Origin of the sequence: Arhodomonas aquaeolei DSM 8974, from assembly GCF_000374645.1 — a bacterium.
Lineage (GTDB): Bacteria > Pseudomonadota > Gammaproteobacteria > Nitrococcales > Nitrococcaceae > Arhodomonas > Arhodomonas aquaeolei.
The window spans coordinates 212,339-224,809 of record NZ_KB894800.1 but is presented as its reverse complement, the minus strand read 5'-3'; the positions used below and the strand labels follow the sequence as shown (position 1 = coordinate 224,809).

The following is a 12,471-nucleotide window of genomic DNA, read 5'->3' as shown; positions in this document are numbered from 1 at the left end:
CATTCTAACGGTCCTTGCCCGTTGAAACGAACGCGGGGCCGTCCGGGCCCCGCGGCGATCTATTCTCAGTCCGCCTTGCGGAAGACGAAGATACCCCAGGCCAGGTAGCCCTTGTGGCCGCCGTCGACCCAGTGCTGCAGGCCGGTCTTCATCCGCTTGATGTAGTCCTTGCTGACCCGCTTGCCCACATCGGCCTCGTGCTCGGTGAGCGCCTTGAGGATGCGCCCGTAATGGGTCGCGACCATCTCGGTGTGATCCTCGAAGTCCACCTCCTCGAAGCCGAGGCCCTTGAGCTCGCGGCGGTAGAAGCCGGGGGAGCCGAGGGTCTCGAGGTGGATGCGCGCGTAGATCGGATCGAGCACGCCCTCCGGGCAGTCGTCCGTCTGCATCGGGTCGGTGAACACGAAGTGCCCGCCCGGGCGCAGCACCCGCGCGACCTCGCGCAGGACCTTGGGACGGTCGCCGCTGTGGAGGATCGCGTCCTGGGACCAGATCACGTCAAAGCTCGCGTCGTCGAAGGGCAGGTCCTCGAAGCTGCCGTCGATGACCTCCACGAGGTGGTCCACGCCCTGCTCGCGATTCTTCTGCCGGGCCCGCTCGTTCTCCTTCTCGGAGAGGTTGAGCGCGGTCACGTGGCAGCCGTAGGTCCTGGCGAGGTAGCGCGCGGAGCCGCTGTAGCCGGCGCCGACATCGAGCACGCGGGTCTCCGCGTCGATCTTCGGCAGCTTCTCGGCCATGCGTGCGACGGTGCGCCGGCTGGCGTCGTAGACCGGCTCCTCGGAGCTGTTGTACAGCCCGATGTGGATGTCCTCGCCACCCCAGACCGTGTAGTAGAAGTTATCGGCGTCGTCGCTGTTGTAGTACTCGCGCGCGGTCTCAACCGCTGCCGTGTAGGTCGCAGCCATTACGCGTCCTCCTGTTCATAGCTTTTCTCGGCGACGTGGACGAAAAAGTCCGGCTCCGTCTCCCGGTAGGTCTCCTGGAAGTCGCCGTAGGTGTCGATGTGCTGGAAACCGACCTCGTGCATGAGCCGACGCGTGTACTCCTTGCGCAGCGGGAACATGTTGAGGTGGTAGACGGAGCCGTCGTTGAACTCGTACTTGAACCGGGCGAGACCGTCGTCCATGTGCTCGGGGTAGACCGAGACGTGGTCGCCGCAGTAGTAGAAGGTGTGCTTGCTGGAGTAGCCGACGTCGAGGATGGCGTCGTAGTTGCGCTGATCGAGGATCAGCACGCCGTCGTGCTTGAGTGTGGCGTAGAACTCGGCCAGGGCCTTGCGCCGGTCGTGCTCGGAGAACAGGTGGGTGAAGGAGTTGCCGAGACAGATCACCGCGTCGTAGTGGCAGTGGATGTCGCGGTTCAGCCAGCGCCAGTCCACCTGCACCGTGCGCAGGATGTGGCCACGCTGCCGGCCGTTCTCGAAGGCCTTGGCGAGCATCTCGGGGCTGCCGTCGCAGCTGACGACCTCGAAGCCGGCCTCGAGCAGGCGCACGGAGTGGAAGCCGGTGCCGGTGGCGACGTCGAGCACGCTCTTCACGCCGCGCTCGCGCAGCAGGTCGATGAAGAAGTCGCCCTCGCTCTCGGCGCGGCTGTCCCAGTCGATGAGCTCGTCCCACTTGTCGACGAAGCCCTCGATGTACTCCTGCTGATAGTGTTCGCTTTCCCTCACCTCTATCGGGTTGTTCCCGAAGTCCTGCTTCTCTTGTGTCGCCATGGTCGTGGCCCTTCCTGTGGACGGTTGAAATCCCGGTCCGCGCGGGGCGGCGCCGGCCGCCCCCGGTCCGGGGACTCGGTCTCCACGTGTTCGTCGTTGCGCTTGGCAGCCGGGCATGCCCGTCCCCGCTACGGGGGGAGCGCCCGTTGTGCTGCCTCACCGCGGCACGTTCACGCGCCACGTCGTCCCTGTCGCTGCTGGCTCTTTCGCTGGCCGGCCGGTGGCCGGAAGAGACGGCTTATCGCCTAAAGCCCCCGCCGACGTGTAGACCCATAAGCGGCGTTCATCGAGCCGCCCTGCAGCCTGAAGCGGGGACATGTTCGTTATGAATTCACTACATGGTGGTTCAGGACGTCATGAATTTCAAAGGTGATTTCGTGACGATGTGGTTACCCGGGCCCGGCGCGCCCCGCGCCGGGCCTTTTGCCGCCGGTCCCTGCGCCGCTTGTCGGCACCCGGCGTTGGCTTGCCACATTGCGGGAACTTGGCGAGAATTACCGCCCTGCGGCGTGCGCCGGCGCGGAGCCTGGCGGGCGCCGGCCCTGCGCCACCAGCTGATCCGGGAGACCTCACCGCATGCCTTCTCGCCGCGAACTCGCGAACGCCATCCGTGCCCTGGCCATGGACGCCGTGCAGCGCGCCAACTCCGGGCATCCGGGGGCGCCCATGGGCATGGCCGATATCGCGGAGGTGCTCTGGAACGACTTCCTCCGCCACAATCCGGGCAATCCGCACTGGGTCAACCGCGACCGCTTCGTGCTCTCCAACGGGCACGGCTCGATGCTCCAGTACGCGCTGCTGCACCTGTCGGGCTACGATCTGTCGCTGGAGGACCTCAAGTCGTTCCGCCAGCTGAACTCACGCACCCCGGGGCACCCGGAGGTGGGCTACACCCCCGGTGTCGAGACCACCACCGGTCCGCTGGGACAGGGGCTCGCCAACGCGGTGGGCATGGCGCTGGCGGAGAAGGTCCTGGCGGCGCAGTTCAATCGCCCGGGCCATACCATCGTCGACCACCACACCTACGTGTTCCTCGGTGACGGCTGCCTGATGGAGGGCGTCTCCCACGAGTCCTGCTCGCTCGCGGGCACCCTCGGGCTCGGCAAGCTCATCGGGGTGTACGACGACAACGGCATCTCCATCGACGGCAAGGTCGAGGGCTGGTTCACCGACGACACCCCCACGCGTTTCGAGGCCTACGGCTGGCACGTCGTGCGCGATGTCGACGGCCACGACGCCGAGGCCGTGCGGCGGGCCTTCGAGGAGGCGCGCTCGGTCACCGACCGGCCCTCGCTGATCTGCGCCAAGACCGTCATCGGCTTCGGTGCGCCCAACGTCTGCGGCACCCACGGGGTGCACGGCGCACCGCTCGGCGACGACGAGATCCAGGCGACCCGGGAGTTCCTCGGCTGGGAGTACGGCCCGTTCGAGGTGCCGGACACCGTCTACGCCGGCTGGGACGCCCGGAGTGAGGGCGAGCGCGCCGAGGCGCAGTGGCGCGAGACCTTCGCCGCGTACGAGGCCGCTCATCCCGAGCTCGCCCGGGACTTCCGCCGGCGCATGGCCGGCGAGCTGCCCGAGCGCCTGGCCGGGCACCTGGAGGCGGCCATCGCCCAGGCCCAGGAGGCCGGCGACTCGATGGCCACGCGCAAGGCCTCGCAGGCCGCGCTCAATGCCGTCGGGCCGTACATGCCGGAGCTCCTCGGCGGCTCCGCCGATCTCACGGGCTCCAACAACACCTGGTGGGCGGACTGCACGCCGGTGACCGCCGCCGACGGCGACGGCAACTACGTCTTCTACGGCGTGCGCGAGTTCGGCATGGCGGCGGCGATGAACGGCATCGCCCTGCACGGCGGGTTCGTGCCCTATGGTGGCACCTTCCTGGTGTTCTCCGATTACGCCCGCAATGCCGTGCGCATGGCCGCGCTGATGAAGCAGCGCAACGTGTTCGTTTTCACCCACGACTCCATCGGCCTGGGTGAGGACGGCCCGACCCATCAGCCCGTCGAGCACCTGGCGAGCCTGCGTCTGATCCCGAACCTGGCGGTGTGGCGCCCCTGCGACGTGCCCGAGACCATGGCCGCGTGGCAGGCGGCGCTGGAGCGCACCGACGGGCCTTCCGCGCTGGCGCTCTCGCGCCAGAAGACCGCGCACCAGCCCCGGGATGCCGGCCAGCTCGCCGATATCCGGCGCGGCGGCTATGTCCTGCGCGACTGCGCCGGCACGCCGGAGGCGATCCTCGTCGCCAGCGGCTCCGAGGTCGAGCTGGCGACGGCCGCCGCGGCGCGCCTGGCCGAGGAGGGCCGCCGTGTGCGGGTGGTCTCCATGCCCTGCATGGACCTCTTCCTGGCCCAGCCGGCGGACTACCGCGAGACGGTCCTGCCGCCGGCGGTGACCGCCCGGGTTGCCGTGGAGGCCGGGCTGCCGGATCCCTGGTGGCGTCTCGTCGGGGCCACCGGGCGGGTGATCGGCGTCGATAACTTCGGCGAGTCCGCCCCCGGCGGCGCCGTCTACGAGCACTTCGGGATCACCGCGGACGCGGTCTTGGAGGCCACGCGCGCCCAGCTGTGAGGCGCTCCGTCAGGGAGGGGAGGCCATGGCGGTCACCATCGGTATCAACGGCTTCGGCCGCATCGGGCGCGCGGTACTGCGCGCGCTCTACGAGTCCGGACGCAGCGACCGGCTGCGCGTGGTGGCCGTCAACGACCTGGGCGAGCCCTCCGTCAACGCGCACCTGATGCGCCACGACACCGCCCACGGGCCCTTTCCGGGGGCCGTGACGCTCGCCGGGGACGCGCTGACGGTCAACGGCGAGGCCGTGCGCATGCTCGGCGAACGGGACCCGGCCCGGCTGCCCTGGGGCGACCTCGGGGTGGACCTGGTGATGGAGTGCACCGGCCGTTTCGCCGGCCGCGAGAAGGCCTCGGCCCACCTCGATGCCGGTGCGTCGCGGGTGCTGATCTCCGCGCCGGGTGGGGATGACGTGGATGCGACCGTGGTCTACGGCGTCAACCACGACAGCCTCCGCGGCGACGAACGCATCGTCTCCAACGCCTCGTGCACGACCAACTGCCTGGCGCCCCTGGTCCTGCCCCTGCACGAGGCCTTCGGCGTGGAGAGCGGGCAGATGTGCACGATCCACGCCTATACCAACGACCAGGTCCTGAGCGACGTCTATCACAAGGACCCGCGGCGCGCCCGCGCGGCCGCGGTGAACCAGATACCCACGAGCACCGGGGCGACCCGGGCGGTGGAGCGGGTGCTGCCGGCGCTCGCCGGCCGGCTGGACGGTTACGCCGTGCGCGTGCCGACGATCAACGTCTCGATGGTGGATTTCACCTTCTTCGCCGCGCAGGAAACGGACGTGGATGCCGTCAACCGGGTGCTCCGCGACGCCGCCGAGGGGGCGCTCGCGGGCGTGCTGGGCGTGAGCGACGAGCCGCTGGTGTCCTCCGACTTCATGCACGACCCCCGTTCGGCCATCGTGGACACGGCGCTCACGCGGGTCACGGGCGGGCGGCTGGTCAAGGTCTGTGCCTGGTACGACAACGAATGGGGCTTCGCCAACCGGATGCTCGACGTCGCGGAGCTGATGGCGGGGCGCTAGCTTACGACCCGCGCCGGGCGAGGCGCGGATGCCGACATGAATCCGGACAGGGAGTAGCAAGCATGGCCGCGGTCAAGCGAATGGAGGATCTCGAGCTCGCCGGCCGGCGCGTGCTCATTCGCGAGGACCTCAACGTCCCCGTACGGGACGGCGTGGTCACCGACGACACCCGTATCCGTGCCTCGCTGCCCACCATGGAGGGGGCGCTGGCCGCCGGGGCGCGGGTGATGGTGGTCAGCCATCGCGGCCGTCCCACGGAGGGCGTGTTCAGCGAGGCGGATTCCATGGCCCCGGTGGCCGCGCGGCTCGGTGAGCTGCTGGGCCGGCCGGTGCGCGTGGAGCGGGACTGGATCGACGGTGTCGAGGTCGACCCCGGCGAGCTCGTGCTCTGCGAGAACGTCCGCTTTCTCGCCGGCGAGAAGGCGGACGACGAGGACCTGGCCCGGCGCATGGCCGCGTTGTGCGACGTCTACGTCATGGATGCCTTCGGCACCGCCCACCGCGCCCAGGCCTCGACCCACGGCGTCGCCCGCTTCGCCCCCGAGGCCTGCGCCGGACCGCTGCTGGCCGCCGAGCTGGACGCCCTCGGCAAGGCACTGGAGCATCCGGCACGGCCGATGGTCGCGATCGTCGGCGGCTCCAAGGTCTCCACCAAGCTCACCGTCCTGGAGCGACTGGCGCCCCGGGTGGACCAGCTCATCGTCGGCGGCGGCATCGCCAACACCTTTATCGCCGCGGCGGGTCATCCGGTGGGCGACTCGCTCTACGAGGCCGACCTGGTGGACGAGGCCCGGCGGCTGATGGAGACGGCGCGGGCGCGCGGCAGTGAGATCCCCGTGCCCACGGATGTGGTCGTGGCCGGCGAGCTCTCCGAGGGTGCCGCCGCCACCGTGAAGCCGGTGGCCGAGGTGGCCGAGGGCGAGATGATCCTGGACATCGGCCCGGAGACGGCGAAGCGCTACGCCGGCTACCTGGGCGACGCGGGCACCATCGTCTGGAACGGGCCGGTGGGCGTGTTCGAGTACGAGCAGTTCGGCCACGGCACCGAGGCCCTGGCCCGGGCGATCGCGGCGAGCCCGGCGTTCTCCATCGCCGGCGGCGGCGACACCCTGGCCGCCATCGCCCGTTATGGCGTCGGTGATGAACTCTCCTACATCTCCACCGGCGGCGGTGCCTTCCTCGAATTCCTGGAGGGCCGGACCCTGCCCGCCGTCGCCGCGCTGGAGGCCCGGGCCGGCTGACCACGCCGGGTACGGCGTTGGGTCCGGCCGGTGCCTCCACCCGGCTGACGCCCCGGTACGGGCGGTGACTACGTGTCCGGGCGGATCTGTGTGCCGCCCCGGCCCTCGAGGATGGCGACGGCGTCCTGGAGGCGGCCGATGCCGGCGAGGCCGCCGGATTCGGCGAATTCGCACGCTGCCCGGACCTTGGGGGCCATCGAGCCCTCCGGCAGTTCCAGTGCGCGGGCCTCGGCGGCGGTGAGCCGTTCCAGCCTTTCCGCGCCGTCGGTGCCGAATCCCCGGTAGACCCCGTCGACGTCGGTCAGCATCAGCAGCGCGTCGGCGCCGAGCTGCCGTGCCAGCAGGGCGCTGGCCGCGTCCTTGTCGATCACGGCCTCGATACCGACCAGCCCGCCGTCCGCCCGGCGGACGACGGGAATGCCGCCGCCGCCCGTGCAGATCACGATCACCCCCTGGTCCAGGAGCAGCTGCAGCACCCGGAGGTCGGGGATCTCCACCGGCCGGGGCGAGGGCACGACCCGCCGCCACTTATCGCCGTCCGGGGCGATCGACCAGCCGGCAGCCTGCGCGCGGGTCTCGGCCTCGTCCCGGTCGTAGACCGGCCCGACGAACTTGGTCGGCCTGGCGAAGGCGGGGTCATGGCCGTCGACGACGACCTGTGTCAGCAGCGTCGCGACCGGCCGGTCGTGATCCAGGATGTTCTCCAGTTCCTGCTCGATCATGTAGCCGATCATGCCCTCGGTCTCGGCCCCGAGGACATCGAGAGGGTACGCCTCGTCGGGCTTGTAGGCCGCGCCCTGCAGGGCGAGCAGGCCCACCTGGGGCCCGTTGCCGTGGGTGATGACGAGGTCGTGACCGGCGCGGACGATACCGGCCAGTGCCTCGGCGGCGTGGCGGACGTTGGCGCGCTGGGTCTCCGCGGTTAGCGGCTCGCCGCGTTCGAGCAGGGCGTTGCCGCCCAGAGCGGTCACCACCAGCATGCTCAGCCCCCCAGTGTGGCCACCAGGACCGCCTTGATGGTGTGCATGCGGTTCTCGGCCTGGTCGAAGACGATCGACGCCGGGCCCTCGAACACCTCCTCGGTCACCTCCAGCGCGCTCATGCCGAACTCCTTCTCGATATCGGCGCCGACGGTGGTCTCGGCGTTGTGGAAGGCCGGCAGGCAGTGCATGAAGCGCACCCGCGGGTTGCCGCTGCGGCGCAGGACCTCGGTGGTCACCTGGTAGGGCGAGAGCTGCCGGATCCGCTCGGCCCATTTCTCCTTCGGCTCGCCCATGGACAGCCATACGTCCGTGTAGATGAAGTCCACGCCCTCGACCGCCTCGTCCACGCTCTCGGTGACCGTGACCCGCGCGCCGCTCTCGGCGGCGAGGGTCTTCGCCTCCGCCTGGATGTCGTCGTCTGGCCAGCATGCCTTCGGTGCGCACAGCCGTACATCCATGCCCATCTTGGCACCGCCGATGAGCAGGCTGTCGCCCATGTTGTTGCCGGCGTCGCCCAGGAAGGCGTAGCTCACCTCGTGCAGCGGCTTCTCGGCGTGCTCCTGCATGGTCAGGAAGTCGGCGAGGATCTGGGTCGGGTGGAACTCGTCGGTCAGTCCGTTGTAGACGGGGACCCCGGCGTGGGCGGCCAGCGTCTCCACGACCTTCTGACCGAAGCCGCGGTACTCGATCGCGTCGTAGACGCGGCCGAGCACCCGCGCGGTGTCCTTCACCGACTCCTTGCTGCCGAGGTGCGTGCCTGTCGGCCCGAGGTAGGTGACGCGTGCGCCCTGGTCGTAGGCCGCGACCTCGAATCCCACCCGGGTTCGGGTGGAATTCTTCTCGAAGATCAGGGCGATGTCCTTGCCCTGCAGGTTGGCCACCTCGGTGCCGGCGTACTTCGCCGTCTTGAGGTCGGCGGCCAGCTTCAGGAGGAAGGCGATCTCCTTTTGCGAATAGTCGCGCAGGGTCAGGAAATGCCGGTTCTTGAGGTTGAATGCCATGGTTCGGTCCTCGCTGTTCAGGCCGGGTCGCGGGCGGTGGGGCAGCTCATGCAGTGGCCGCCGCCGCGCCCGCGGCCGAGTTCGGCGCCGGGGATCGCCAGGACCTCGACACCGGCCGCCTTCAGTGCGGCGTTGGTGTCGTCGTTGCGGTCGTAGCCGATCACCACGCCCGGGCGCAGCGCGAGGACGTTGTTGCCGTCGTTCCACTGCTCGCGGGCGCGCTCCTCCTCGGACTCGCCGCCGGTCGGCACGATCCGGAGGCGCTTGTAGCCGAGCACTTCGGCGACGATCTCGAAGATCGGCCGCGGGTCGTGGCGGAAGTCGAGCGGCTTGTCCCCCGCGCCCGGGCGGATGTCGTAGCACACGAGCTCGTCGGCGACCTCCTTGAACGTGGTGACCACATCGCCGCCGCACAGGGTGAAGATCGTGTCCAGGTGCATCGACGCCCGCGAGCGCGGGATCTTGAAGGCCAGCACGCGTTCCGCGGCGCCGGAGGCGAACAGCGATACCGCGAGCTGGCCCACCGCCTGCGGCGAGGAACGCTCGCCCATGCCCACGAGCACGGTGGCGTCGCCCACCGGCATGACATCGCCGCCCTCCAGGGTCGCCAGCCCGTGCTCGCGTGTCGGATCGCCCCAGTGGACGTTCACCCGGCCGGCGAAGGTGGGGTGATACCGGTAGATCGCGGTGTTGATCAGCGTCTCCGGCCGTCGGGCGGCCCAGTACATCGGGTTCACCGTCACGCCATCGTAGATCCAGGCGCTGTTGTCCCGTGTGAACAGGGCATTGGGCAGGGGAGGCAGAAGGAACCCGTGATGGCCCAGGTAGCTGCCGAACAGCCCGGTGAGCTCGAACGGCACCTCGTCGACGGTGAGCCCGCCGAGGAGGTGCTCGGCGAGCCGGGTGCCCGGCAGTTCGTCGAACCACGCGCGCAGCTCGGAGAGCGCGCCGACGCCGATGTGGTCGGCGGTGACGCGGTGATCGAGCACCCACGCCCTTGCCTCGGGGATGTCGAGGGTCTCCGCGAGCAGCTCGTTGACGTCGAGGACCTCGATACCCTGCTCGCGCATGGTGGCGGAGAAGACGTCGTGGTCCTTCTGCGCCTGCTTGACCCAGAAGACGTCGTCGAAGAGCAGCTCGTCGCAGTTCGAAGGCGTCAGGCGGCGGTGGGCGAGGCCCGGACGGCAGACGATGACCTGCCGGAGCGTGCCGGTTTCCGAGTGAACGCCTAGTGTTGTTGCGGTCATGTCGATTTCCCTCTAGACCAAGGTGCCGATACTCAGTACGACCGAGATGAAGATCGTGAGCATCAGCAGCAGTGGCCAGATGAAGGCGATCCAGCGGTCGTAGGGCACGCGCCCGATGGCGAGGCCGCCGATCACCACGGCGAAGGTCGGGTTGATCAGGTTCACCAGTCCGTTCGCGGACTGGTAGGCGGTGACCACGAGCTCCCGGCCGACCCCGGCGAAATCCGAGAGCGGGGCCAGGATCGGCATGGACAGTACCGCCAGCCCGGAGGAGGAGGGCACGAAGAAGCTCATCGCCGCCTCGATCCAGAACATCAGGTTGATGAAGGCGAGCTGCCCGAGTCCGCCGAGGGTCTCGGCGGCGCTGTGCAGGATCGTGTCGGCGATCAGGCCCTTGTCCATGATCACGACGATGCCGCGGGCGAGGCCCACCACCAGGGCGACGCCCAGCAGGTCGCGGGCGCCGTCGACGAAGCGGCCGGTGAGCTCCTTCTCGCCCATCCGCGCGACGATGCCGATGACGATCGCCGAGCCGAAGAACAGCGCGCCCATCCGCGCCATCCACCAGCCCTGGGAGGACACGCCCCAGATCATCACCGCGAAGGTGAGACCGAACAGCACCAGGACGATCGACTGGGTGGTGGTGAGCGTCGAGGAATGGCTCTGCTCGTCGTCGCCCCTGAGGAAGTAGGCCTTGTGCGCGGCGTGCTGTTTGGCGACGACCGAGCGCGACGGATCCGCCTTGACGCGCCGTGCATAGGCCATGACGTAGCCGATGCACAGCGCCAGCCCGCCCAGGAGTATGACGAAGCGCAGCACGATACCCGTGGTGAACGGGATCGAGGCCGCGTTGGCGGCGATGACGGTGGCGAACGGGTTGATCGTCGAGCCGAGTACACCGATGCCGGCGCCGATCATGATGACCGCGACGGCAGTGATGGTGTCGTAGCCCGCGGCGAGCATGACGGGGACCAGGATGCCGTAGAAGGCGAGCGTCTCCTCGGCCATGCCGTATGTTGTGCCGCCAATGGCGAACAGGATCATGAGTATGGGGATCATCCATATCTCGTGACCCTGAAGCTTGCGCATGGCCTCGCGTATGCCGGTGTCGATGGCCCCGGTGCCGTTGACGACCCCGAGGAATCCCCCCAGGAACAGCACGAACAGCGCCACGTCGATGGCGTTCGCTGCATAGCTGTCCGGGTCGTAGAAGCCGGCAACGGGGGCGAGCATGACGTCGACGAAGCCCTGCGGGTTCGGCTCCACGGCCTGGTAGGTGCCGGGAACGGCGACCTCGCGGCCCACGGCCTCGTTCATCGTGCGTTCGTACTTGCCCGTGGGGATGACCCAGGTGAGCGCGGCCACGAGGACGATGAGAAGAAAGAGAACGGTATAGGCGGTCGGGAAACGAGAGGTGAGTTCCGGGTCCTTCTGCGACGGGGCGTTGGGGTCAGCAGACACGGCACTTCTCCTTGTTTTGACGCGCAATGCTGCGCCACGGGGCTTGTTCCGGCGAGGCCGGGTGTTCGTGTACCCAGGTCAACGATAGGCGGAATGCGCGTGGGTGTCAGTTGACGCCGGTCAAGTCGTTAGCAATCTACCGGCATGCCCCGGGACGGCGGGCAGTGCGTGGTGATGCGGACGTATACCGGTGGGCACGGGACGGCCCGGGGGTGGTGAGGGCGGCCGCGGCGCAAAAGAGGCGGAGGTCCCGTCCCGGCCGCAGCGTCGGGACGGGGTGGCGCGGGGCGCGGTTTCAGCCGGCGCCGAGGCGGCGCTGGGCCTCGCGGTACTTCTCCGCAGTGCGCTCGATGATCTCCGCCGGCAGGTGCGGGGCCGGCGCGGTCTTGTCCCAGTCCAGGGTCTCGAGGTAGTCGCGAACGAACTGCTTGTCGAAGCTTGGCGGCGAGCCGCCGGGCTGGTAGGCATCCGCCGGCCAGAAGCGGCTGGAGTCCGGGGTCAGGGCCTCGTCGATCCACACCAGCGTACCGTCGTGGTCGAGCCCGAACTCGAACTTCGTGTCGGCAATGATGATGCCGTGCTCGCGGGCATAGTCCGCGGCCTCGGTGTAGAGGCGCAGCGTCGTTTCGCGGACCGTCGCCGCACGCTCGGCACCGAGCTGCCCGGCAACGGTCTCGAAGGCGACGTTCTCGTCGTGCTCGCCCACCGCGGCCTTGGTCGAGGGGGTGAAGATGGGCTCCGGCAGGCGGTCGGCCTGGCGCAGGCCGGCGGGCAGCGGGATGCCGCAGATCGAGCCGTTCGCCTGGTAGTCCTTCCAGCCCGAGCCGATGATGTAGCCCCGCGCGATGGCCTCCACCGGCAGCGGCGCCAGGCGTCGCACCACCAGCGCCCGGCCCTCGACCTGGGCACGTTCCGCCGGGTCCGGCAGCACGTCGGTGAGGGGTCTGTCGGCGAGGTGGTTGGGGACGATGTGGCGCAGCCGCTCGAACCAGAACCGCGACAGCGCGGTGAGCACGGCGCCCTTGCCCGGGATCGGGTCCGGCAGCACCACGTCGAAGGCGGAGATACGGTCGGTGGTGACGATCAGCAGGTGCTCGTCGTCGATGGCGTAGATGTCGCGCACCTTGCCCCGGGCGAGCCGCTCCAGGCTGGGGAGATCGCTCTCGAATAGCGCGTGGGGGGTGTCCATGGTCCTCGCTCCGGGCCGCTGCCCCGTG

The 12,471-nt window shown here is 69.4% G+C and carries 10 protein-coding genes; 3 read left to right on the top strand and 7 right to left on the bottom strand.

The features are described from left to right. Window positions 1-65: 65 nt before the first annotated feature. Window positions 66-905 (bottom strand): methyltransferase domain-containing protein, encoded by an 840-nt coding sequence (locus C516_RS0100935; RefSeq protein WP_018716471.1) that lies wholly within the window; start codon window positions 903-905, stop codon window positions 66-68. Continuing rightward, window positions 905-1,714: a glycine/sarcosine N-methyltransferase gene (locus tag C516_RS0100930; protein ID WP_018716470.1), complete on the bottom strand. Its 810-nt coding sequence runs from the start codon at window positions 1,712-1,714 to the stop codon at window positions 905-907. Before C516_RS0100930 ends, C516_RS0100935 begins: the two co-directional genes overlap by 1 nt. A gap of 576 nt (window positions 1,715-2,290) precedes the next feature. Between C516_RS0100930 and tkt the strand changes: the two genes are divergently transcribed. From tkt to C516_RS0100915, 3 genes are all read left to right on the top strand, one after another. Continuing rightward, window positions 2,291-4,285, top strand: a complete 1,995-nt coding sequence (gene tkt / locus C516_RS0100925; RefSeq protein WP_018716469.1) for a transketolase — start codon at window positions 2,291-2,293, stop codon at window positions 4,283-4,285. A gap of 25 nt (window positions 4,286-4,310) precedes the next feature. After that, entirely contained in the window at window positions 4,311-5,321 is a 1,011-nt protein-coding gene (gene gap, locus C516_RS0100920) for a type I glyceraldehyde-3-phosphate dehydrogenase (protein ID WP_018716468.1), read from the top strand. Between the two features lie 62 nt (window positions 5,322-5,383). Continuing rightward, window positions 5,384-6,562: a phosphoglycerate kinase gene (locus C516_RS0100915; RefSeq protein WP_018716467.1), complete on the top strand. Its 1,179-nt coding sequence runs from the start codon at window positions 5,384-5,386 to the stop codon at window positions 6,560-6,562. Window positions 6,563-6,630: 68 nt separating this feature from the next. Here the strand turns inward: C516_RS0100915 and arcC are convergent, their stop codons facing one another. The 5 genes from arcC to C516_RS0100890 all read right to left on the bottom strand — a co-directional run bounded on the left by arcC (window position 6,631) and on the right by C516_RS0100890 (window position 12,443). Further along, a complete protein-coding gene (arcC, locus tag C516_RS0100910) occupies window positions 6,631-7,542 on the bottom strand; it encodes a carbamate kinase (RefSeq protein WP_018716466.1) in 912 nt (303 codons plus the stop codon). A gap of 2 nt (window positions 7,543-7,544) precedes the next feature. Further along, the gene (argF, locus tag C516_RS0100905; RefSeq protein ID WP_018716465.1) at window positions 7,545-8,546 is read right to left on the bottom strand and encodes an ornithine carbamoyltransferase; all 1,002 of its coding nucleotides are present in this window, start codon (window positions 8,544-8,546) and stop codon (window positions 7,545-7,547) included. A 17-nt stretch (window positions 8,547-8,563) separates the two neighbouring features. Beyond that, window positions 8,564-9,793 carry an arginine deiminase gene (locus tag C516_RS0100900; RefSeq protein ID WP_018716464.1) on the bottom strand — a complete coding sequence of 410 codons (1,230 nt, stop codon included), beginning with the start codon at window positions 9,791-9,793 and terminating at the stop codon, window positions 8,564-8,566. Window positions 9,794-9,805: 12 nt separating this feature from the next. Then, window positions 9,806-11,254, bottom strand: a complete 1,449-nt coding sequence (locus tag C516_RS0100895; RefSeq protein WP_018716463.1) for a YfcC family protein — start codon at window positions 11,252-11,254, stop codon at window positions 9,806-9,808. Between the two features lie 295 nt (window positions 11,255-11,549). Continuing rightward, window positions 11,550-12,443, bottom strand: coding sequence for a phosphoribosylaminoimidazolesuccinocarboxamide synthase (locus C516_RS0100890; protein WP_018716462.1), 894 nt, complete (start codon window positions 12,441-12,443; stop codon window positions 11,550-11,552). Window positions 12,444-12,471 lie beyond the last annotated feature (28 nt).